The sequence below is a fragment of the Streptomyces sp. NPDC003042 genome (genome assembly GCF_053591315.1).
Map to the genome: position 1 here is coordinate 1 of NZ_JBSFTP010000062.1, position 21,501 is coordinate 21,501.

Annotated in this window: 17 protein-coding genes and 1 tRNA gene; 4 read left to right on the top strand and 14 right to left on the bottom strand. The window is 71.0% G+C overall.

Going from position 1 to position 21,501, the window contains the following annotated elements:
- Nucleotides 1–142: 142 nt before the first annotated feature.
- The 3 genes from ACWDYJ_RS26155 to ACWDYJ_RS26165 form a co-directional block, all read right to left on the bottom strand.
- On the bottom strand, nucleotides 143–1,939 hold the full coding sequence (locus ACWDYJ_RS26155) for an FG-GAP-like repeat-containing protein (RefSeq protein WP_451568025.1): 1,797 nt from the start codon (nucleotides 1,937–1,939) through the stop codon (nucleotides 143–145).
- A 186-nt stretch (nucleotides 1,940–2,125) separates the two neighbouring features.
- Nucleotides 2,126–2,800: a TetR family transcriptional regulator gene (locus tag ACWDYJ_RS26160; protein WP_451568026.1), complete on the bottom strand. Its 675-nt coding sequence runs from the start codon at nucleotides 2,798–2,800 to the stop codon at nucleotides 2,126–2,128.
- Nucleotides 2,797–3,777, bottom strand: a complete 981-nt coding sequence (locus ACWDYJ_RS26165) for an acyl-CoA desaturase (RefSeq protein WP_451568027.1) — start codon at nucleotides 3,775–3,777, stop codon at nucleotides 2,797–2,799. Before ACWDYJ_RS26165 ends, ACWDYJ_RS26160 begins: the two co-directional genes overlap by 4 nt.
- A gap of 299 nt (nucleotides 3,778–4,076) precedes the next feature.
- Between ACWDYJ_RS26165 and ppc the strand changes: the two genes are divergently transcribed.
- Nucleotides 4,077–6,833, top strand: coding sequence for a phosphoenolpyruvate carboxylase (gene ppc / locus ACWDYJ_RS26170; RefSeq protein WP_451568028.1), 2,757 nt, complete (start codon nucleotides 4,077–4,079; stop codon nucleotides 6,831–6,833).
- Nucleotides 6,834–6,894: 61 nt separating this feature from the next.
- Here the strand turns inward: ppc and ACWDYJ_RS26175 are convergent, their stop codons facing one another.
- The 9 genes from ACWDYJ_RS26175 to ACWDYJ_RS26215 form a co-directional block, all read right to left on the bottom strand.
- Nucleotides 6,895–8,670, bottom strand: a complete 1,776-nt coding sequence (locus tag ACWDYJ_RS26175) for a caspase family protein (protein ID WP_451568029.1) — start codon at nucleotides 8,668–8,670, stop codon at nucleotides 6,895–6,897.
- On the bottom strand, nucleotides 8,667–9,041 hold the full coding sequence (locus tag ACWDYJ_RS26180) for an effector-associated constant component EACC1 (protein WP_451568030.1): 375 nt from the start codon (nucleotides 9,039–9,041) through the stop codon (nucleotides 8,667–8,669). Before ACWDYJ_RS26180 ends, ACWDYJ_RS26175 begins: the two co-directional genes overlap by 4 nt.
- Before the next feature lie 204 nt (nucleotides 9,042–9,245).
- A complete protein-coding gene (locus tag ACWDYJ_RS26185) occupies nucleotides 9,246–10,001 on the bottom strand; it encodes an LPXTG cell wall anchor domain-containing protein (RefSeq protein WP_451568031.1) in 756 nt (251 codons plus the stop codon).
- A 186-nt stretch (nucleotides 10,002–10,187) separates the two neighbouring features.
- A complete protein-coding gene (gene pth, locus ACWDYJ_RS26190; RefSeq protein ID WP_451568032.1) occupies nucleotides 10,188–10,778 on the bottom strand; it encodes an aminoacyl-tRNA hydrolase in 591 nt (196 codons plus the stop codon).
- Between the two features lie 106 nt (nucleotides 10,779–10,884).
- Nucleotides 10,885–11,466, bottom strand: a complete 582-nt coding sequence (locus ACWDYJ_RS26195; RefSeq protein WP_451568033.1) for a 50S ribosomal protein L25/general stress protein Ctc — start codon at nucleotides 11,464–11,466, stop codon at nucleotides 10,885–10,887.
- A 214-nt stretch (nucleotides 11,467–11,680) separates the two neighbouring features.
- The gene (locus ACWDYJ_RS26200; protein ID WP_451568034.1) at nucleotides 11,681–12,658 is read right to left on the bottom strand and encodes a ribose-phosphate diphosphokinase; all 978 of its coding nucleotides are present in this window, start codon (nucleotides 12,656–12,658) and stop codon (nucleotides 11,681–11,683) included.
- Nucleotides 12,659–12,793: 135 nt separating this feature from the next.
- Nucleotides 12,794–14,242 carry a bifunctional UDP-N-acetylglucosamine diphosphorylase/glucosamine-1-phosphate N-acetyltransferase GlmU gene (glmU, locus tag ACWDYJ_RS26205; protein WP_451568035.1) on the bottom strand — a complete coding sequence of 483 codons (1,449 nt, stop codon included), beginning with the start codon at nucleotides 14,240–14,242 and terminating at the stop codon, nucleotides 12,794–12,796.
- 110 nt (nucleotides 14,243–14,352) lie between these two features.
- A tRNA-Gln gene (locus tag ACWDYJ_RS26210) sits at nucleotides 14,353–14,429 on the bottom strand.
- A gap of 15 nt (nucleotides 14,430–14,444) precedes the next feature.
- On the bottom strand, nucleotides 14,445–15,338 hold the full coding sequence (locus tag ACWDYJ_RS26215) for a hypothetical protein (protein WP_451568036.1): 894 nt from the start codon (nucleotides 15,336–15,338) through the stop codon (nucleotides 14,445–14,447).
- Between the two features lie 131 nt (nucleotides 15,339–15,469).
- Between ACWDYJ_RS26215 and ACWDYJ_RS26220 the strand changes: the two genes are divergently transcribed.
- Nucleotides 15,470–16,723: a sensor histidine kinase gene (locus ACWDYJ_RS26220; RefSeq protein ID WP_451568037.1), complete on the top strand. Its 1,254-nt coding sequence runs from the start codon at nucleotides 15,470–15,472 to the stop codon at nucleotides 16,721–16,723.
- Here ACWDYJ_RS26220 and ACWDYJ_RS26225 read toward each other — a convergent pair.
- Together ACWDYJ_RS26225 and ACWDYJ_RS26230 are read right to left on the bottom strand one after the other, a co-directional pair.
- Nucleotides 16,720–17,235 carry an SUKH-3 domain-containing protein gene (locus tag ACWDYJ_RS26225; protein WP_451568038.1) on the bottom strand — a complete coding sequence of 172 codons (516 nt, stop codon included), beginning with the start codon at nucleotides 17,233–17,235 and terminating at the stop codon, nucleotides 16,720–16,722. The two genes, ACWDYJ_RS26220 and ACWDYJ_RS26225, sit on opposite strands and share 4 nt — an antisense overlap.
- A 5-nt stretch (nucleotides 17,236–17,240) precedes the next feature.
- Nucleotides 17,241–17,771 (bottom strand): YwqJ-related putative deaminase, encoded by a 531-nt coding sequence (locus ACWDYJ_RS26230; protein ID WP_451568039.1) that lies wholly within the window; start codon nucleotides 17,769–17,771, stop codon nucleotides 17,241–17,243.
- 254 nt (nucleotides 17,772–18,025) lie between these two features.
- Here ACWDYJ_RS26230 and ACWDYJ_RS26235 point away from each other — a divergent pair, with 254 nt between their 5' ends.
- A complete protein-coding gene (locus ACWDYJ_RS26235) occupies nucleotides 18,026–19,033 on the top strand; it encodes an SMI1/KNR4 family protein (RefSeq protein WP_451568040.1) in 1,008 nt (335 codons plus the stop codon).
- 7 nt (nucleotides 19,034–19,040) lie between these two features.
- Nucleotides 19,041–21,458, top strand: coding sequence for an SUKH-4 family immunity protein (locus ACWDYJ_RS26240; protein WP_451568041.1), 2,418 nt, complete (start codon nucleotides 19,041–19,043; stop codon nucleotides 21,456–21,458).
- Nucleotides 21,459–21,501: the final 43 nt, after the last annotated feature.

Genomic DNA, 21,501 nt, shown 5'->3' on the forward strand with positions numbered 1-21,501 from the left:
TCAAGCTGGCCGAGCAGGGCGGTGCCGAGTAATTCGGCTCGCGCACTGATTCACGCCGCCTAGTGCGTGAGTCGTAGCGGGCCGTAACGCCCGCCCACCGAAGGATTCGGTGACGCGGCGCCGTCGCGTGCCGCTGGTACGACTAGCCGATGCTGCGGTAGCTGACGTTGGCCCGGAAGGGGCTGGCCTCGCCGAAGACCTCTTGGCCGTACAGGGCGTTGCCGCCCTCGATGCGGGTCATGGTGTTCCACGAGTCGATGTTGACCAGGTCCGCCTTGCCGTCACCGTTGAGGTCACCGGGCGACACGAGGTCCTTGTAGTACTGCATGCCGCGGACCATCCAGCGCTCGGCGAACGGCGCGTTGGCCTTGCCGGTGCCGTGGTGGAAGTACATGACGCCCATCTCGGTGACGCCGACGGCGTCCGCGTAACCGTCACCGTTGAAGTCGCCGCTGGCGACGTTCTTGTACTGGTCCCAGCCGTTGCCGACGTTGATCGGGGCCGCGAAGGCGTTGCCGGTGCCGTTGCCCTGGTGGACGTACAGATTGCCCCAGACGTCGCGGGTCAGCAGGTCGCCCTTGCCGTCGCCGGAGACGTCGCCGCCGCCGACGACCAGGTTGGTGACGCCCCACCAGTCGCCGGCGATCGACTGGTTCGTGGTGCGGTTGGTCAGACCCCACTGGTTGAACTGGAACTTGTGGCCCCAGTTGACCTTGTCCATGCCGGAGGCCACGACCAGCTTCGAGCCGTCGTCCGGCCAGACGAAGTCGGAGGCCTTGCGCGGCTCGAAGAACGTGCCGTCGGTCCGGTTGTCCCACGACCAGTACTGGCCGGCCTCGTCGATGGTGCCGGCGTTGTGCTTGCCGTAGACCGGGGTGATGCCGGTACCGACGAAGAACTCGGTGCTCGTCCAGTTCGTGCCGCAGTCGTACCGCGCGGAGAACAGGCCGTTGCCCTCGGAGAAGTGGCAGAACAGGTCACCGGTGACGGTGAGGCCCATCATGTCGGCCTTGCCGTCGCCGTCGATGTCGTCGGCGGCGATGATCTGGGTGTAGCCGTTCCAGCCGCTGGCGATCTGGGTCCGCCATTCGAACGGGCTGGTGCCGTTGCCGGTGCCCTTGTGGAGGAACAGGTCACCCCCGTACGTACGGCCCATGACGTCCGCGTCACCGTCGCCGTCGATGTCGCCCAGGCCGACGATCTGGTCGTACTGGTTCCAGCCGCCGCTGACCTTGACCCGGCCCGCGAACGGGTTGGCGAGGTCGCCGGTGCTCCTGTAGTAGTACAGGTCACCGGCCGGCGTGCGCGCGACGAGGTCGGGACGGCCGTCCTTGTTCAGGTCGCCGGCCGCGACCACCCGGTTGTAGACCTGCCAGCCGGTGCCGGTCCACGTCGGCGCGCCGGCGTAGCCGCCGGAGGTCTCGCGGAGCTGGAGCTTGCCGTCGAAGGTGAGTGTGAGGATCTCGGGGTTCCAGGCGCCACCCACGTTGCCGAGGGCGATGATGTCCTTGACCGTCTCGGTCTCGTCGCCCTGGATGCGGAAGTCGACGGGCGGGTTCTCCACGGGAGCGCTGCTCACGAAGGCGGCGGTGTAGCCACGCGTGTTGCGGAAGACCAGTTCGCTGAAGCCGTCACCGTCGAGGTCCAGACGGGGCTGCGCGACGTTGGTGGCCGCCGTCTCCGCGGCGAGGGTCTGCGGCGCGGCCGTGCGCGCGCTCGTGTCCTTGGAGGAGGTCTTCGGGGCCGTCGTCACGCCGGGCGCCGGGGTGGCGGCGCGCGGGACGGTGACCTTCGGGCTGGTCGACGCCTTGGCGGTGGCGGGCGCCGGGCGGTCCGACGCCTTGCCGGCGGCGGTCGCCTGGCCGATGGTGAGCAGGGTGCTCGCAGAGAGGGCAAGGGCGGTGCAGGCCGCAATGCGGCCGAGGCGCTGAGAGCGCAAGAGGGTTCCCCCTGGATCGCGGGTAGAACCGGGTGGTCGCCACGACAACCATGGGCGCACGCGGAAAGCGGCGCTGCGCATCGGTCGTACGTTCCCCCCCGGGAAGTGATCCACACACTACCTCCGCGTATTTCGAGGTAGTAGTGGTTTTTCGTACAACCTTTCGGGCCGTGGCCGTGCGCCCGCTCAGTTCTTGCGGTGGCCCACCAGCCTCGGTCTCGCCTCCAGGTTCTCCAGCCCGTGCCAGGCCAGATTCACCAGATGCGCCGCGACCTCCGCCTTCTTCGGCCGCCGGGTCTCCAGCCACCACTGGCCCGTCAGCGCCACCATCCCGACCAGCGCCTGCGCGTACAGCGGGGCCAGCTTCGGATCGAAGCCCCGCGCCTTGAACTCCAGCCCCAGGATGTCTTCCACCTGCGTGGCGATATCGCTGATCAGCGAGGCGAAGGTGCCGGTCGACTGCGCCACGGGGGAGTCCCGGACCAGGATCCGGAAGCCGTCCGTGTAGTTCTCGATGTAGTCCAGCAACGCGAACGCGGCCTGCTCCAGCAGCTCCCGCGGATGTCCCGCCGTCAACGCACCCGTCACCCCGTCCAGCAGCTGGCGCATCTCCCGGTCCACGACGACCGCGTAGAGGCCCTCCTTGCCGCCGAAGTGCTCGTACACCACCGGCTTGGACACCCCGGCCTTCGCCGCGATCTCCTCCACCGACGTGCCTTCGAAGCCCTTCTCGGCGAACAGCGCGCGGCCGATGTCCAGCAGTTGCTGGCGCCGTTCGGCGCCCGTCATTCGGACCCGGCGACCACGCCGGGGCTTGTCGCTGCTGGAACTGCTGCCGTCGATCGCCACGTCCCCCATCATGCCGCGTTCGGGGTCTTGTCCTTGCGCCGGGCGTCGATACGTTCCTGCGAGGGCCAGCGCACATCCGTGGCCCAGCCCAGCTGCTCGAACCAGCGGATCAGCCGCGCGCTCGAATCCACCTGACCGCGCAGTACGCCGTGCCGCGCCGAGGTCGGATCGGCGTGGTGCAGGTTGTGCCAGGACTCCCCGCACGACAGCACGGCCAGCCACCACACGTTGCCCGAACGGTCCCGGGACTTGAACGGCCGCTTGCCCACCGCGTGACAGATCGAGTTGATCGACCACGTCACGTGGTGCAGCAGGGCCACGCGTACCAGCGAGCCCCAGAAGAAGGCCGTGAAGGCGCCCCACCAGGACATCGTCACCAAACCGCCCACCACCGGCGGGATCGCCAGCGAGAAGATCGTCCAGAAGACGAAGTCACGCGAGATCCGCCGGATCGCCGGGTCCTTGATCAGGTCCGGCGCGTACTTCTGCTGGTTGGTCTGCTCCTCGTCGAAGAGCCAGCCGATGTGCGCCCACCACAGGCCCTTCATCAACGCCGGCACCGTCTCGCCGAACCGCCACGGCGAATGCGGGTCGCCCTCGTGGTCGGAGTACTTGTGGTGCTTGCGGTGATCCGCCACCCAGCGCACCAGCGGACCCTCCACCGCCATCGAGCCCGTGATCGCCAGCGCGATCCGCAGCGGCCGCTTCGCCTTGAAGGCGCCGTGCGTGAAATAGCGGTGGAAGCCGATGGTGATGCCGTGGCAGGCCAGGAAGTACATGAACACCATCAGGCCCACGTCGAGCCAGCTCACGCCCCAGCCCCAGGCCAGCGGGATCGCCGCCAGCAAGCCGAGGAAGGGGACCGTGATGAACAGCAGCAGGGCGATCTGCTCGACGGATCGCTTGTTCTCGCCGCCGCGTGTCGCGGACGGCTCTGAGGCATCGGAAGACGCCGAGGCGTCCTCGATCAGATCGGGACTGACGGTCATGGGGTCCCCTGGGGGGTGAGAAGTCGGCGAGGGGGAAAACGGGCCACAGACCCTACGGATCCGTAACCTACGGCATCGTAAGTATGGCAAAACCGGGATCCGCGGCAAGGGCAGCCCGTCCCGCGAGCCGCCTGATGAGACATTTGCCCAGGCACAGGGATGGGACACCTATCCTGGTGCCGTCGGACAGCGCGGTCCGCACGGGCAGCCCGAGCTGCGCAGCAGCAGCGGCAGCACTGCCGCACGCGGCCGGGAGCCCACCGCCCAGTAGCGCTCGAACACTGCAAGGAGCCGCACCTGTGAGCAGTGCTGACCAGGCCTCCCAGGCCCCCGTCACCCAGGCCGCCACCGCCAACGCGGAGCTGCGCGCCGACATCCGCCGCCTCGGCGACCTCCTCGGCGAGACCCTCGTACGTCAGGAGGGCCAAGACCTCCTCGACCTCGTCGAACGCGTCCGCGCGCTCACCCGCACCGACGGTGAAGCCGCGGCCGCACTCCTCGGCGACATCGACCTGGAGACCGCCGCCAAGCTGGTGCGCGCCTTCTCCACCTACTTCCACCTCGCCAACGTCACCGAGCAGGTGCACCGCGGCAAGGAGCTGCGCGCCCACCGGGCCGCCGAGGGCGGGCTGCTCGCGCGCACCGCCGACATGCTCAAGGACGCCGACCCGCAGCACCTGCGCGACACGGTCAAGAACCTCAACGTCCGCCCGGTCTTCACCGCGCACCCCACCGAGGCGGCCCGCCGCAGCGTCCTGAACAAGCTGCGCCGCATCGCCACCCTGCTGGAGGAGCCCGTCGCCGGGGCGGGCGAGCGCCGCCGCCACGACCTGCGTCTCGCCGAGAACATCGACCTGGTCTGGCAGACCGACGAACTGCGCGTGGTCCGCCCGGAGCCCGCCGACGAGGCCCGCAACGCCATCTACTACCTCGACGAGCTGCACGCCGGCGCGGTGGGCGACGTACTGGAAGACCTCGCCGCCGAACTCCAGCGCGTCGGCGTCGAGCTCCCGCCCGGCACCCGCCCGCTCACCTTCGGGACCTGGATCGGCGGCGACCGGGACGGCAACCCCAACGTCACCCCCGACGTCACCCGCGAGGTGCTGATCCTCCAGCACGAGCACGGCATCACCGACGCGCTCGAACTGATCGACTTCCTGCGCGGCCTGCTGTCCAACTCGATCCGCTACACCGGCGCCACCGAGGAGCTCCTGGCCTCCCTCGCGACCGACCTCGAACTCCTCCCCGAGATCAGCCCCCGCTACAAGCGGCTGAACGCCGAAGAGCCCTACCGCCTCAAGGCCACCTGCATCCGGCAGAAGCTGGTCAACACCCGCGAGCGCCTCGCCAAGGGCACCCCCCACGAGGAAGGCCGCGACTACCTCGGCACCGCCGAGCTGCTCAGCGACCTCACCCTCATCCAGACCTCCCTGCGCGAACACCGCGGCGCGCTCTTCGCCGACGGCCGCATGGACCGCACCATCCGCACCCTCGCGGCCTTCGGCCTCCAGCTCGCCACCATGGACGTACGCGAGCACGCGGACGCCCACCACCACGCGCTGGGCCAGCTCTTCGACCGGCTCGGCGAGGAGTCCTGGCGCTACGCCGACATGCCGCGCGACTACCGGCAGAAACTGCTCGCCAAGGAGCTGCGCTCCCGCCGTCCGCTGGCCCCCACCCCGGCCCCGCTCGACGCCGCCGGGCACAAGACCCTCGGCGTCTTCTTCGCGATCAAGGACGCCTTCGAGAAGTTCGGCCCCGAGGTCATCGAGTCCTACATCATCTCGATGTGCCAGGGCGCCGACGACGTCTTCGCCGCCGCCGTCCTCGCCCGCGAGGCCGGCCTCCTCGACCTGCACGGCGGCTGGGCCAAGATCGGCATCGTGCCGCTCCTGGAGACCACCGACGAGCTGCGCGCCGCTGACGTGATCCTCGACGAGATGCTCGCCGACCCGTCCTACCGGCGCCTCGTCTCCCTGCGCGGCGACGTGCAGGAGGTCATGCTCGGCTACTCGGACTCCTCCAAGTTCGGCGGCATCACCACCAGCCAGTGGGAGATCCACCGCGCCCAGCGCCGGCTGCGCGACGTCGCCCACCGCTACGGGGTGCGGCTGCGCCTCTTCCACGGCCGCGGCGGCACCGTCGGCCGCGGCGGCGGCCCCTCGCACGACGCGATCCTCGCCCAGCCCTGGGGCACCCTGGAGGGCGAGATCAAGGTCACCGAGCAGGGCGAGGTCATCTCCGACAAGTACCTCGTCCCCTCGCTGGCCCGCGAGAACCTGGAGCTGACCGTCGCGGCCACCCTCCAGGCCTCCGCCCTGCACACCGCCCCCCGCCAGTCCCACGACGACCTGGCCCGCTGGGACGCGGCCATGGACATCGTCTCCGACGCCGCGCACACCGCGTACCGGCAGCTCGTGGAGGACCCGGACCTGCCCGCGTACTTCTTCGCGGCCACCCCCGTCGACCAGCTCGCCGACCTGCACCTGGGCTCGCGCCCCTCGCGCCGCCCCGACTCCGGCGCCGGGCTCGACGGGCTGCGCGCCATCCCGTGGGTCTTCGGCTGGACCCAGTCCCGCCAGATCGTCCCCGGCTGGTACGGAGTCGGCTCCGGCCTGAAGGCCCTGCGCGAGGCCGGCCAGGACGCCGCGCTCGCGCAGATGGGCGAGCGGTGGCACTTCTTCCGCAACTTCCTCTCCAACGTCGAGATGACCCTGGCCAAGACGGACCTGCGGATCGCCCGCCACTACGTCGACACCCTGGTCCCCGAAGAGCTCAAGCACGTCTTCGCCCGCATCGAGGCCGAGCACGAACTGACCGTGCGCGAGGTCCTGCGCATCACCGGCGGAAAGCGGCTCCTGGACTCCCAGCCGATCCTCCAGCAGACCTTCGCCGTCCGCGACGCCTACCTGGACCCGATCTCCTACCTCCAGGTCTCCCTGCTGGCCCGCCAGCGCGCGGCCGCCGCCCGCGGCGAGGAGCCGGACCCGCTGCTCGCGCGGGCCCTGCTGCTGACGGTCAACGGCGTCGCCGCCGGCCTGCGCAACACCGGCTGACCTCCCGGCACGACGAGCCCCCGCACCGTCACGTCACGGCGCGGGGGCTTCCCCGTATGACTCAGCCCGCGGACAGCTCGGCGAGCAGACGCCGGCTCTCCCGCTCCACCGCGATCTTCCCGTACTTGCTCACCAGCGCGAGGTAGAACAGCCCGGGCGCCGTCGGGGACCACAGGCCCGCCCGCTCCGGATCGAAGATGAACCGGGTCACCGGATCGATCTCGAAGTCCACCAGCTCGTGCAGATCGTGCTCCCACTTGTCGGAGACCCCGCGGGAGCGGCGGGCGATGAACTCGTGCGAGGTCACCGCGCGCAGCCGCGCCAGGAACAGCGCACCCCACTGGTGGGTGCTCCGGTCGATCGTCAGCGCCATCATGTTCAGCCGGTACTCGTCAGGGCTGAGCGCCAGCTCCTCACTCAGCCCGCGCCGGGCCACCCCGAAGATGTTCGGCGGCTGCCGCGCCGCGTTGTCCACCACCCGCGACAGCGCCTCGTTCGCCGACGAGTTCCAGGTGCCGGGGTGCGAACCGACCATCTGGCTGCGCCGCGACACGATGAGCTTCTCGTCGCGCGTGATCACGGCGACGTTCGTACCGAAGGACGAACTCATGAACGCGGGCACGTCCATCGGACCGTACGGGTCGAGATAGCGGCTCTTGGGAGTCGTACCGTCCGCGAACCGCCGGTCGAGCTGCTGGGTGGCCAGGAAGGTGAAGTAGTCGGAGTTCTGCAACTGGATGTAGATCTCCGGCGCCTCGGTCTCCGCCACCCGGCCGATGGTGATCCGCTCGACCGCGTAGTTGAGCCCGTTCCAGAAGTACGGCTTGCCCGCCGCCTTCAGACCCTCCTGCTCCGCCTCGATCTCCGCCCGCCACGCCGCCATCTCCTCGGGCAGCTCCACGTCCTCGTCCACCGCCCGCACGTGCACGGACGTCTCGGGAATGCTGCTCTCGCCGTCGCCCTCGACGATCAGCAGATCCGTCCGCATCGGCCCCCAGGTGAAGGGCTCCCAGGAAGCACTCCCGGAGAACGGGGAGGACAGCTGACGCGGAACCCGCCGCGCCGGGTCCGCCTCCGGCCCGTCCCCGGCCAGGGCCGCCCGGTTGCGCACCAGCGCCACCTGCCCGCCCAGCGCGTGATTGTGCCGGTCCGGCTGCGGGAAACCCTGGCTGACCAGGGACCCGCTGACCCGGCTGAAGATCGTGTCCATGTCCAGCACATCGGCCGCGCCCGCGATGCCCGCGTCGAGCGTACGCACCAGCTCGCCGGTGAAGGCCGTGTACTCGGACTCGTGCGGGGCCAGCGCCAGCGGCCGCGTCGGATTCGTCGCCGCCCACACCACCGTGCCGTGGACGTCCGTGGTCGCCGAACCCATCACCCGGCCCATCCGCTCGTTCGCGGCCCGGCCGCTGTAACAGCAGTCCAGGATGATGATCCGGCGCGCCGCCTGCACCCTCCCCTCCAGCATCGCCTGGCGAACCCACTGGTAGGGGACTGAGTTGTACCGCTCCGAACCGGACCTCTTCCGCGTCCCCGTCAGCCCGAGGTACAACTCGCCGTCATTGACGAAGCCATGGCCCGCGTAATAGAAGATCAGCGTGTCCGTGGCCCGCTCCACGGCCGCCTCCAGCGCCACCATCACCTCGTCCGCGTTCCCCGGATCCGGCACCACACGACAGCTCCCGGCAGGCAGCCCCAGATGATCGGCACTGGTGAGGATCCGCTCCAGGGCACGCAGATTGCCGCCGACCGCCGGAAGCCCCGGGTGGTGGTCGTAACGGGAGACGCCCACGAGCACCGCCTGCGACCGGTCCGTGTCGGGCAGCCAGGAACTCACCGGCGCGCCTCCGGCCCCGCCACGGCCGAACCGTCGGTGTCATCGCCGGTGTCGCCGAGCGCCGCGCGGACCTGTGCCTCGTCAGCGGCCGCGGGCAGCTCGCCGTCCCGCCCGTCCCGGCGGATCCGCCAGGAGCGGCTGCGCCTCGTACCCAGCCAGGCAGCCAGTGAGACCGCGAAACTCCCGAAGGCGGCCGCGTCCGTCACGATCACATGGACCGCTTCGAGCACGCTCCCCATCGTCCCGGGCTCATCGCGGTCCGCCTCCCAGATGACGGCCCCCCGCAGCTCGGGGTCCTCCCTCAGCCACGCGCGCAGCGAGCGCAGCTCGTCGTCGTCCTCACGGCCCGCACTCAAGATCTCGAATTCCATGCGCCTACCCCCGGCCTCGCGGATCCCCGATGCCATCCGATGGTCCTGACAGGATTCAAGCCCCCTGACGACTGGTCAACGCCGTTTATCCGCCAAAGGTTTCAGGCCCGGACCCCCGAAATGGGCCCGCACGGGAAAAGGGGTCCCCCGCGCCGCGGACGGCGCGAAGGACCCCTTTCCCCTGTCCCGGTCGGGCTACGGGGCTCAGCCCGTGGCGCCGGCCTTGCGGCGGCGGACCAGCAGGACGGCGCCGGCGGCGATCAGCGCGCCGGCCATCGTCGCGAGCAGCCCGATCGGAGCGTCGGAACCGGTCTTCGCCAGGTCGCCACCGCCCGTGGAACCGCCGGCGGCCGCGACCGAGCCGGACGGAGCGGGGGAGGAGGCGGAGCCGGACGGCTTCGCCGAGACGCTGCCCGACGGCTTCGCGCTCGCCGAGGCCGACGTGGTCGTGGTGGCCGAGGCCGAGGCCGAGGCCGAGACCGACGCGGAGGCCGAGGTGCTGGTGGACGGCGAGGCGCTCGTCGTCTTCGTCGGGGTCGGCTGGACGTCGGCCGGGCAGGTGTGGGACAGGTTGAACCACTCCACCGAGCCGCCCACCACCTCGGCGGAGGCGGAGACGAGCTTCGCCCCGGGCGCGGAGGCCGCGTACGCGTGCTTGTCGGACGGCGGACCGAACACGTTGATGACCTGCTGGCCGCCCGGCTCGAACGTCACCGTCAGCTTCGTGAAGGTGGTGCCGTTGGTCGGCAGTACGAAGTGCCAGCCGTCCTGCGTCGACGGGATCGCCGCGCACTGGTCCTCGTTCGAGACGCCCTTGGCGGTGGCGGTGACGGGGAGGTCCTGGTGCATCGGGATCGTGTACGCGTCAGCGGCGAACGCCGGCGCGGCGGCCGTGACGAGGAAAGCAGAGGCCACGACGGGGGCCGCGAGGGCCGCCCAGCGGTGTCTGGAAATGGGCATGGAGATACCTCTGGCGCTGAAGGGAGGAGAGTGCCGTGGGGGGCAGCGGCTCAGCATGCTGACGCCGCCATGCTCCGGTCAAGAGGTACTCGGCAGTATTCGTACGGAGTTGACGCCCCGAGAGGTGTTTGTCCGATATAACGATCCGTACACGGCGGCGCCTTGGGCGGACACCGCCCCGCCCGCCTACGCGTTGTAGGCGGACTGCGCCCGCTCCAGACCCTCCTGGATCAGGCACTCCACCGCATCGGCCGACCGGTCCACGAACCAGTCCAGCTCCTTGCGCTCGGCGGAGGAGAAGTCCTTCAGCACGAAGTCCGCGACCTGCATCCGGCCCGGCGGGCGGCCGATGCCGCAGCGCACCCGGTGGTAGTCCGGTCCCATCGCCTTCGTCATCGACTTCAGCCCGTTGTGACCGTTGTCCCCGCCGCCCAGCTTCAGGCGCAGCGTCGGGTAGTCGATGTCCAGCTCGTCATGGATGGCGACGATGTGGTCCAGCGGGACCTTGTAGAAATCGCGCAGCGCCGTCACCGGCCCACCCGACAGGTTCATGAACGACATCGGCTTCGCCAGCACCACCCGGCGGTTCGCCGGACCGGGCGCGCCGATACGGCCCTCGACCACCTGGGCCCGGGCCTTGTGCGCCTTGAACTTGCCGCCGATCCGCTCGGCCAGCAGGTCCACCACCATGAACCCGATGTTGTGGCGGTTCCCCGCGTACTCCGGTCCGGGATTCCCGAGGCCGACGATCAGCCAGGGCGCCACGTCGTCCGACATCAATAGCTCCTTCGGTAGAGCGACCGCTGCGCGAAACGACCGCCGTCCCGCTCCAGTGGAGCCGGACGGCGGTCGATCAGCAACTGCTGAGAGGGAGGGGCGAGGCTCAGGCCTCGGTGCCCGCGGCCTCGGCGGCCGGCTCCTCGGCCTGCGGGGCGACGACCTGCAGGACGGCGATGTCACCGTCGACGGCCAGCGTGGTGCCGGCCGGCAGGACCAGGTCCTTGGCGTGGATGGTGGCGCCGGCCTCGAGGCCCGCGATCGAGACGGTGACCTCGGTCGGGATGTGGGTGGCCTCGGCCTCGACGGAGATGGTGTTCTGGAGGGTCTCCAGCATGTTGCCGCCGACGGCCAGCTCGCCCTCGGTGACGATCGCGACGTCGACGGTGACCTTCTCGCCCTTCTTGACGATCAGGAAGTCGACGTGGGAGATCGAGCGCTTCAGGGGGTGACGCTGCACGGCCTTCGGGATGACCAGCTCGGTGCCGCCGTCCGCGATGTCCAGGGAGATCAGGACGTTCGGGGTGCGCAGCGCCAGCAGCAGGCCGTGGCCCTCGACGTTGACGTGCTTCGGGTCCTGGCCGTGACCGTAGATGACACCGGGGACCATGGCGTCGCGGCGGGCCTGGCGGGCGGAGCCCTTGCCGAAGGACTTGCGGAGCTCGGCGGAAAGCTTGATCTCGGACATGCTCACTCCTCGTGGGGTGACGGAAAATTGGACGACAGTCACCCGGCCGGAACGGCCTGCTACGAAGAGCGCGTCGATAACGGAGCATCCGCACCCGAAAACAGGTACGGCCTCCCTCGCCGAGCAACTCAAGGAGTGTACCCGGCGGGGGAGGCCCTGCCCAAAACGATCTACCGCGGTGCTGCTGAGACCGGTGCCGCGCTCGCTGCTACTGCTACTGCTGCTCTTCGAAGAGGCTGGTGACCGAACCGTCCTCGAAGACCTCGCGCACCGCGCGGGCCAGCATCGGGGCGATCGACAGGACCGTGATCTTGTCGAGCTCCAGGTCGGACGGGTCCGGGAGGGTGTTCGTGAAGATGAACTCGCTGACCTTCGAGTTCTTCAGGCGGTCGGCCGCAGGGCCCGACAGGATGCCGTGCGTGGCCGTCACGATGACGTCCTCGGCGCCGTGCGCGAACAGGGCGTCGGCCGCGGCGCAGATGGTGCCACCGGTGTCGATCATGTCGTCGACCAGGACGCAGACGCGGCCCTTGACCTCACCGACCACCTCGTGGACGGTCACCTGGTTGGCGACGTCCTTGTCGCGGCGCTTGTGCACGATGGCCAGCGGCGCGTCCAGGCGGTCGCACCAGCGGTCGGCCACGCGCACGCGGCCGGCGTCCGGGGAGACGATCGTCAGCTTGGAGCGGTCCACCTTGGCGCCCACGTAGTCCGCGAGGACCGGCAGGGCCGAGAGGTGGTCCACCGGGCCGTCGAAGAAGCCCTGGATCTGGTCCGTGTGCAGATCGACCGTCAGGATGCGGTCCGCACCGGCGGTCTTCAGCAGGTCCGCGACCAGACGCGCCGAGATCGGCTCGCGGCCCTTGTGCTTCTTGTCCTGGCGGGCGTACCCGTAGGACGGGACGATCACGGTGATGGAGCGTGCCGACGCGCGCTTGAGCGCGTCGATCATGATCAGCTGCTCCATGATCCACTTGTTGATCGGAGCCGTGTGGCTCTGGATCAGGAAGCAGTCCGCGCCACGAGCCGACTCCTGGAAACGGACGTAGATCTCGCCGTTCGCGAAGTCGAAAGCCTTGGTCGGCACGAGGCCGACTCCCAACTGGTGTGCGACCTCCTCGGCCAGCTCGGGGTGGGCGCGGCCGGAGAAGAGCATCAGCTTCTTCTCGCCGGTCGTCTTGATCCCGGTCACAGCACTGTCTCCTCAGACGTGTGGAAAAGCTGCTCGCCCCCGTGTGCGTCCGTCCCGCACACGGTGAGCCAGCCGAATTGCGTGCACGTATCACGGTACGCCGTCCCGGGCGTAGCCGTTTCCGGTCAGTTCACCTCAACGGTGCCCGGAGTCCTCTTCCGCCGACGACTGCGCGGCCGTCGCGGCCGCACTGCCGGGACGCTTGCGGGCCACCCAGCCCTCGATATTCCGCTGCTGGCCACGGGCCACGGCCAGCGCGCCGGGCGGGACGTCCTTGGTGATCACCGAACCGGCCGCCGTGTAGGCGCCGTCCCCGATGGTGACGGGCGCCACAAACATGTTGTCGGAGCCCGTCTTGCAGTGTGAGCCGACCGTCGTGTGGTGCTTGTGCTCGCCGTCGTAGTTCACGAACACGCTGGCCGCGCCGATGTTCGTGTACTCGCCGATCGTCGCGTCGCCCACGTACGACAGGTGCGGCACCTTGGTGCCCTCACCGATCGTCGCGTTCTTCATCTCCACGTACGTACCGGCCTTGGACTTCGCCCCGAGGTTCGTGCCGGGCCGCAGGTACGCGAACGGGCCCACGGACGCCGACTCACCGATGACGGCGTTGTCGGCGACCGTGTTGTCCACGCGCGCCCCAGCGCCGACCCGGGTGTCCTTCAGGCGGCTGTTCGGGCCGACCTCGGCCCGCTCCGCGATGTGCGTCGCACCCAGCAGCTGCGTACCGGGGTGCACGATCGCGTCCTGCCCGAAGGTCACGGACACGTCCACGAAGGTGCTGGCCGGGTCCACGACGGTCACACCCGCGAGCATGGCCCGCTCCAGCAGGCGCGCGTTCAGCAGCGCACGGGCCTCGGCGAGCTGGACCCGGTTGTTGATGCCCAGGATCTGCCGGTGGTCCGCGCCGACCGCCGCGCCCACGCGGTGGCCCGCCTCGCGCAGGATGCCGAGCACGTCGGTGAGGTACTCCTCGCCCTGGCTGTTGTCCGTACGGACCTTGCCGAGCGCGTCCGTGAGCAGGGCGCCGTCGAAGGCGAAGACCCCCGAGTTGATCTCCCGGATCGCGCGCTGCTCGTCGGTGGCGTCCTTGTGCTCGACGATGGCGGTCACCGCGCCGGTGCCCGCGTCGCGCACGATCCGGCCGTATCCGGTGGAGTCCGGCACCTCGGCGGTGAGCACGGTGACGGCGTTGCCGTCGGCGTCGTGCGTCCGCGTGAGCTGCGCGAGGGTCTGCCCGGTCAGCAGCGGGGTGTCGCCGCAGACGACGATCACGGTGCCCTCGACCTGGCCGCCGAGCTCTTCCAGAGCCATCCGGACGGCGTGCCCGGTGCCGTTCTGCTCGTGCTGGACGGCGGTGCGGACCTCGGCGTCGATGGCGGCGAGGTGCGCGGTGACCTGCTCGCGGGCGTGCCCGACGACCACGACGAGGTGTGCGGGGTCCAGCTCGCGGGAGGCGGCGACGACGTGACCGACGAGCGACCGCCCGCCGATCTCGTGCAGAACCTTGGGAGTGGCCGACTTCATGCGGGTGCCTTCACCCGCTGCGAGTACGACGACGGCTGCCGGGCGGGTTGCGCTCACGGGTGTGCCCTTCGGCTTCGGGGGTGGACCCGTGAAGGATACCGGTGCCCCAACGGCCGGAAACGAAGCCGGGTCCCGACCTTTTGCGGTCGGGACCCGAACTTGCGACGCTCCCGGGGCAGGAGTCGAACCTGCGTCGTACCCAGATTCAAAGTCTGGTCGCCCCTGCCGACAGAGCAACCCGGGAATGGTCGCCGCCAGACTACGCGTTTCTCACGCGCGCCTCCACTGCCATGCGGGACCACCACCCTTCCACGCGCCGGTACAGGTCGGCGCTGCCGAGCACGTTGACGACCAGGCAACCGCGGTAGTCGTCGCCGGTGTTCTTCCGTACCGTCGCTGGGTTGTGCTTCTTGAGCGTCGTCTTCTGGAGATCCGAAAGATCCACTTTGGCCAGGTCGGCCCAGTACTTCTCTGCGCCGCGTACGTCCCCGGACTCGTGGATCATGACGCGGTATCGGATTCTCTCGCGGTCCACGCCGAGGATGGCCAGCCAGGCCAAGTAGACGTGGATCATGTCGGGATCGCTGTTGACGAAGATCACGCGTTCTCGCAGGGAGTAGGACTTGCTTTTAGAACCCTCGGCCCAATAGAGCCCGACGCCGACGAGAAAGAGCTCCCGGTCGGACATCTCCCCCAGCTCCTCGGCCGCCTGCTGCTTGGTCTCCTGTCGATCCTCCTCGCGCCGCTCAAGGGTTCGCTCCCAGCCGCGCCGGGAGATGGCTGATGCCTCCTCGGGGGTCCGTTGGCGTTCCGGCTTCGGGAGGTCGCGGACCCAGAGGGAGATCGAGCTCTTCGAGCAGCCCAGCTCGACCTGGATCTGGTCGTACGTCATGCCTTGGAGGCGGAGTTCGCGGGCCTTGGCGCGGAGGTCGTCCTTCGCGTTGGGGCGCTTCGTCCATTCGGGGGCCGGTTCGCCCTCCAGGAGGCGGTTCAGGATGTCGTTGTTGTGGACGTGCAGGCGGTCGCGGATCTGCCGGCGGCTCAGGCCTTCGCGGCGCAGGGCCACCGCCTGTTCGCGGAGGGATTCGAAGGTCGCGGTGCCCGTGCGGAGGCCGCCGGTGCCGTCGCCGGGGCGACGTCGGGTTTCGGTCATGTCGCCAATGTCGTCCGGAATGTGGGATTCCCGTCCTGGATTCCGGACGATTCAGTCGTATGTGCGATTACCGCTGGTTTGCTGGAATTTTGCCGGTCGCTGTGCTGTGCGCCCTGCGTACGCTGGACGGCATGACCAGTACGGGGGAAGAGCACGGCGGGACGGGGCGGGACGGGCCCTGGTGGTGGGAGAGGCGGCGGGGGGCCGTCCTGGATGTGGGGCTCGGCGTGGTGTCCGCCGCCGAGTGCGCGGTCGAGGGAGTGGGCTTCGCCCGCGAATCGGGTGTGCCCGTGGTTCTGGGGGTGCTCTTCGGGATCGGGGTGGGGGCCGTCCTCGCGCTGCGGCGGCGCTGGCCGATCGCGGTGGTGCTGGTCGGGATCGCCGTGGCGCCGGCCTCGATGGGGTTCCTGCTGGCAGTGGTGGGGCTCTACACGCTGGCCGCCTGCGAGGTGCCCCGGCGGATCGTCGCCACCCTCGCCGCGATGTCGTTCGCCGGGACCTTCGTGGTGATGTACCTGCGCACCCGCGGCGACGTGGAGGCCGACGCGACGTTCGTGATCGTGCTGTCCGTGTTCATGGCGGTGGCGCTGACCGTGCCGCCGGTCCTGCTCGGGCTGTACGTGGGGGCGCGGCGCCGGCTGATGGAGAGCTTGCAGGAGCGGGCCGACTCGCTGGAGCGGGAGCTGTCGCTGCTGGCCGACCGGGCGCAGGAGTGGGCGGAGTGGGCCCGTACGGAGGAGCGGACGCGGATCGCCCGGGAGATGCACGACGTGGTCGCGCACCGGGTCTCGCTGATGGTGGTGCACGCGGCGGCGCTGGAGGCGGTGGCCGCGAAGGATCCCGTCAAGGCGGCGCGCAACGCGGCGCTGGTGGGGGACATGGGGCGGCAGGCGTTGACGGAGCTGCGCGAGATGCTCGGGGTGCTGCGGGCCGAGTCGCCGAAGCCGGTGGCGGCGGTGGCGCCGGTGGGGGCCCGGGGCTTGGAGGACGGGCCCTCGCTGGGTGAGCTGGAGGTCCTGGTCGGGCAGTCGCGGGCGGCCGGGATGGTGGTGGAGGTGGTGGTGCGGGGCGAGGCGGGCTCGTACGCGGCCGAGGTGGAGCAGACGGCGTACCGGGTGGTGCAGGAGGCGTTGACCAACTGCCACAAGCACGCGCCGGGTGCGCGGGTCGTCGTACGGCTGGCGCACCGGGAGGGGGAGGTGGCGATGCAGGTGGAGAACGGGCCCTGCGGCGCGGACGTGACGCAGCCCGGCCTGCCGAGCGGGGGCAACGGCCTGGTCGGGATGCGGGAGCGGGTGCTCGGTCTGGGCGGGGTGTTCGTGTCCGGGCCGACGGACGCGGGCGGGTTCAAGGTGTCGGCGGTGCTGCCGCACCGGGCTGGCTAGGTGGTCAGGCGGACGGGCTGGAGGCCGGTCAGGAGGAGGGTGAGGGCCTCGTCGAGGCCGGCGCCCAGGTACCAGTCGCCGGTGTGGTCGATTCCGTAGACGCGGCCCTCGCGGTCGATGGCCAGATGCGAGCCCCCGTCGGAGTCGGCGCCGAGCGGGCAGAGCTGGGTGGACAGGGCCCGTCCGAGGTCGGCGAAGGTGCGGGCCAGGTGGAGACCGGTGAGGGGGTCCAGGCGGACGGGCGTCGGGGCTATCTGGCGGCCCGGCCCGGCGGCGGTGACGGTCAGTCCGCCGAATTCGGCCCAGGCCTCGACAGCCGCGGGGAAGACGGTGTGGCGGTGCCCGGCGGGGGTGGTGTGGTCGCGCAGCGCGTCGGCCCAGTACTCGGCCTGCTTGATGTCCCAGCGGCCGGGTTCCCAGCCGGCGGTGCGCAGGGCGGAGTCCACGGCGCCGGGGAAGCGGGTGGCCGAGGAGCGGTCGTAGGAGGCCGAGGAGGCCGGGGAGGTGGTCATGGCGGCTACTCGGGGTGGGTGAGGTCGACGGGGCGTACGCCGAAGTGGGTGAGGAGCGCGTCGCAGGAACGGCAGGGCGGTGCGTAGCTGCCGTGGAGGGGGTCGCCGTCCTCGCGGATGCGGCGGGCGGTGATGCGGGCGTGCTTCAGGGAGCGGCGGGCTTCGCTCGCGGTGAGCGGCTTGCGGGAGGCGCGCTTGCTGCGGGCGCCTTCCACGGCGGCGAGGTGGCGCGAGAGCAGGATCGCTTCGGGACACCGGCCGGTGAAGCGTTCCCGCTGGCCGCTGGTGAGGGTGTCCAGGAAGTCCTGGACGAGCGGGTGCAGGGTGGGTGGCTGGTCGGCTTTGCCGGCGGTGCCGGTGAGGGTTTCGCCGCGTACGGAGAGTGCGGCGGCGATCGTGGGGAGGATGCCGTCGCGGCGGAAGCGGAGCACGGGCGCGGTGGGGCCGCCCGTGCTGCTCCAGCGCAGGCGGGGGTCGCCGGCGGGGCCGGTGGTGCCGGTTTCCGTCGGTTCCGCATGGTCTGTGCGGGTTGCCATGTTCTGTATGGCCGCAGACTGCATGGTCGTTACTTCCCTCCCGTGGCGGCGGTGGTGGCCGCTGTCGCGCACGCCCCCGTGCCGCGGGGACAGCCTGTCAAATGTCACCGGGTGTGTGGAAGCGGGGTCGAATATTCGTATCAATTCGGATGTTCCCGCCCGGGGTGCCCGCCCGGGGGTCGCGGACGGGTGACGGTCTTGCCGGAGCACATAGGCTGTGGCGAACCAGCCAGATCCAGCAGGGGGCTACCGCCATGACGACAGGTCGGCTCGGGCAGCAGGCCGCGCCACCCAACGCCGCTTACTCGGGGCAGGTCGTGCATTTCCCGGACCCGGTCCGGGCCGCTCGGCATCCCCACGGAGTGAGGATGGACGGGAACGGCCATCCGGATTTCTCGCGGTACGCGCGCGCCGCGGTGGAGATCGCCGAGCCCCCGGAGGGCTTCGGCGTCGACGAGTTGCGGTTGACGGACGTCGTGTCCGCGAACGCGGCGATGCGCGGGGCGGGCCATGAGCTGTGGGACACCGTCGGAGCGGTGGCGACCCCGCACGGCTGGACCTGGCACCACGTGTCCGGGTCGCGCCGCATGGAGCTGGTCCCGGTGGAGGTCAAGGCCCTGCTGCGGCACCACGCGGGTCTGGTGACGGCGCCGGTCGACCACGACAAGCGCGGCACGCGCCCGTTGCAGGAGGTGCGTCCGGCGCACCTGGGACTGCCGAAGACGCTGGTCTCGGTGTCCGAGGAGCAGGTCCAGGGAGTCGAGGAGGACCTCGGCTACCGGCTGCCGGAGGCGTACCGCTCGTTCCTGAAGGCGGCAGGCGGCTGCGCGCCGGTGGGCGCGGGGCTCTACGTGGAGCTGGGTCTGCTGGTCGACCAGCCGTTCTTCACGGTGCGTGAGGAAGCGGCGGTCAACGACCTCGTCTACGTCAACAAGTGTCTGCGGGACCATCTGACGAAGGACTACCTGTGCGTGGCCTTCGTACAGGGCGGGCTGCTCGCGGTGAAGGTGAAGGGGGAGGCGATCGGCTCCGTCTGGTTCTCCCCGTACGACGACGCGCGCGACCGCGACGGCTGGTCGGTGCAGGAGCGGGTGGAACGGCTGTTGCTGCCGTGCGGTGCCGATTTCGATGCCTTCCTGGAGTGCTTGGCGGGCAATCCGCCGGAACTGGAGACGGTGGCGGCTCTGATGGTGGACGGCGGATTCGCACGCTCGGTTCCCGTGGCGGGTCCCGGTTCCGGTGCCGGCTTGGGTGAGGGGTGATCGCGCTGTGGTGACGTTCGCGCAGGCGCAGGAGCGCGCCGAGGAGTGGATCAACGGGGACGTGCCCGGCTACCAGCACCGAGAGGTGCGGGTACGGGAGTTCGGACTCGGGTTCGTGGTGTGGGCGGAGGACCGGGCCGCCGGTCCCGTGTCGGGTGGCGGCCGGTCGCGGCTCGTCATCGCGCGGGACAGCGGTGAGGTGACGCTGTGGCCGGGACTGCCGGTGGGCGAGGTGATCCGGCGGTACGAGGAGGAGTACGGGGCAGCGGCCGCGGCGGCGGCCTCGGAGGCCTCGGTCCCGCCGCCGCGGATCGACTCGGAGCAGACCTCGTTCATGCTGAGCCCGCCGGAGTGGTTGCAGGAGGCCGCGGACCGGGCGGGGATTCCGGGGGCGCCGGCCGCGCCCGCGGCTCCTTCGGCGCCTGCTCCTGCGCCTGCTTCCGGGGTCGTGGATGCCGGGGCGTCCGGGCCGGATCCGGTGCCGTTGCGGCGTGGGGGCGAGGTTCCGTACGAGCCGACCGCGAACGACGGAGTACCGGCCGGGGCCACGCCGTGGTCCGGGACCGACGTGAACTCCGGTGCGGAGGACGTCTCCGTGCCGCTGCCGGCGACCGTGTTCGCGCCGCCGCTGTCCGGGTCCGACCTGGAGGACGCGCCGCCGTCCCCCGCGGCGGCCCCGGAGGCCAAGACCACGCTGATGCCGGGCGGCAGCCAGCTTCCGCGGACGGCCGTCGTCCCGGCGCTGGGGGTGCCGTCCGGGACGGGCGACATCGCCGACGCGCCGACGAGCAAGGCGCAGGTCTCGCGGCCGGGTCGCCCGGCGGGCGGCTCCGCCGGTGCGCCGGGTGCGCCGGGTGCGCCGGGTGCTCCTGGTGTGGGGCAGGCTCCGGCGCCTCCGGGTCCGCCCGGGGTGCCTGGTGCTTCGGGTGGGCGCGGGTTCGACCATGCGGCGACGATGCTGGCGGGGCCTGGTGGGCCGCAGCCGCCGACGCCGCCGGGTCCGCCCGGTGCCCCCGGTGCCCCCGGTGCGGGGCAGCCTCCGGCGCCTCCGGGTCCGCCCGGGGTGCCCGGTGCTTCCGGTGGGCGCGGGTTCGATCACGCGGCGACGATGCTGGCGGGGCCTGGTGGGCCGCAGCCGCCGACGCCGCCGGGTCCGCCCGGTGCCCCCGGTGCTCCTGGTGCGGGGCAGCCTCCGGCGCCTCCCGGTCCGCCCGGGGTGCCCGGTGCTTCCGGCGGGCGCGGGTTCGACCATGCCGCGACGATGCTGGCGGGGCCCGCCGCGGGGCAGCCGCCCGCGCCTCCCGGTGCGCCCGGTGCGCCTGGTGCTCCCGGTGGCGGGGCGCACCATGCCGCGACGATGCTTGCCGGTCCCGGCGTGCCGCAGCCGCCCGGTCCGCCGCCCGGTCCGCCGCCCGGTCCGGCGGCGCAGCCCCCGGCCCCGTCCGGCGCGCCCACCGTCGGCCCCGGCTACCAGGCCGTGTTGCGCTACCGCGCGCCCGACGGCTCCGAGCAGCAGCTCATCCGCCGCTCGGCGCCCGGCACCCCGCACCCCGAGTGGCAGATCCTGTACGAGCTGCGCGCGATGAACGTGCCGCCGCAGCAGGTGCTGGAGCTGCACACCGAGCTGGCTTCCTGTGAGCTGCCCGGCGGTTACTGCGCCCGGATGATCCGGGAGACCTGGCCGCAGGTGCGGATCACCAGCGTGGCCCCGTACGGGACCGACCACGCGGGGCGCCAGCAGGGCATGCGGCACCTGATCACCCACCAGGGTGAGCTGCACCAGGTGGCGGACGGTCCGGCGCGCCCCGCGCCGGTACGGGCGCCGCTGCCGCAGGTTCCGCTCCAGCCGGCGATCCCGATGGAGGCGATCGGGCAGGAACTGGCGGGCGCGTTCGGGCCGCAGGGTGTGTTCCGCTTCGACCAGCGGGCGGTGTCCCGTCAGGGTGTGCCGGAGATCGTGGCGCAGACGCTGATGTGGGCGGGTCTGCCGGTCGACTTCGGGCCGTTCTTCTGGGCGCAGGCGGTGCCCGGTCAGCCGGTGCCGACGCTGGCCGAGCTGGCCGCGCAGCGTCAGGTGCAGCCGGCCTCCGACGCCGGCTCGTACCTCGTCGTCGGCAGCGACTTCGGCAAGGCGCTGTGTGTCCAGTACGGGACCGCGCACATCGTGGCGGTGCCGGTGGAGGGTGGTCCGGGCGGTGCGCCCGTGCCGCCGCAGTTCGTGAATTCGAGCCTGCCGCAGTTTGCCCGGTCGCTGGCGCTGCTGGGTCACATGTGGCGGCTGCGCCAGCATCTGACGCCGGAACAGGCGGGGCGCTGGACCGTCGATTTCCAGGCGAATCTGGCGGGCCTCGACAGTGCGGCGCTGGCCTCCCCGGAGAACTGGTGGTCGGTGCTGCTGGAGCAGATGTGGGACGGACTCCTGTGACGCTCGGCTGATCCGGTGATCGGATGAATGGCCGGGCCGGGAC

Coding starts and splice junctions, on each gene's coding strand:
- ACWDYJ_RS26160 (WP_451568026.1), bottom strand. CDS start 2,800: ATGATGGGGGACGTGGCGATCGACGGCAGCAGTTCCAGCAGCGACAAG.
- ACWDYJ_RS26165 (WP_451568027.1), bottom strand. CDS start 3,777: ATGACCGTCAGTCCCGATCTGATCGAGGACGCCTCGGCGTCTTCCGAT.
- ACWDYJ_RS26180 (WP_451568030.1), bottom strand. CDS start 9,041: ATGGAATTCGAGATCTTGAGTGCGGGCCGTGAGGACGACGACGAGCTG.
- ACWDYJ_RS26185 (WP_451568031.1), bottom strand. CDS start 10,001: ATGCCCATTTCCAGACACCGCTGGGCGGCCCTCGCGGCCCCCGTCGTG.
- pth (WP_451568032.1), bottom strand. CDS start 10,778: ATGTCGGACGACGTGGCGCCCTGGCTGATCGTCGGCCTCGGGAATCCC.
- ACWDYJ_RS26195 (WP_451568033.1), bottom strand. CDS start 11,466: ATGTCCGAGATCAAGCTTTCCGCCGAGCTCCGCAAGTCCTTCGGCAAG.
- ACWDYJ_RS26215 (WP_451568036.1), bottom strand. CDS start 15,338: ATGACCGAAACCCGACGTCGCCCCGGCGACGGCACCGGCGGCCTCCGC.
- ACWDYJ_RS26220 (WP_451568037.1), top strand. CDS start 15,470: ATGACCAGTACGGGGGAAGAGCACGGCGGGACGGGGCGGGACGGGCCC.
- ACWDYJ_RS26225 (WP_451568038.1), bottom strand. CDS start 17,235: ATGACCACCTCCCCGGCCTCCTCGGCCTCCTACGACCGCTCCTCGGCC.
- ACWDYJ_RS26230 (WP_451568039.1), bottom strand. CDS start 17,771: ATGGCAACCCGCACAGACCATGCGGAACCGACGGAAACCGGCACCACC.
- ACWDYJ_RS26235 (WP_451568040.1), top strand. CDS start 18,026: ATGACGACAGGTCGGCTCGGGCAGCAGGCCGCGCCACCCAACGCCGCT.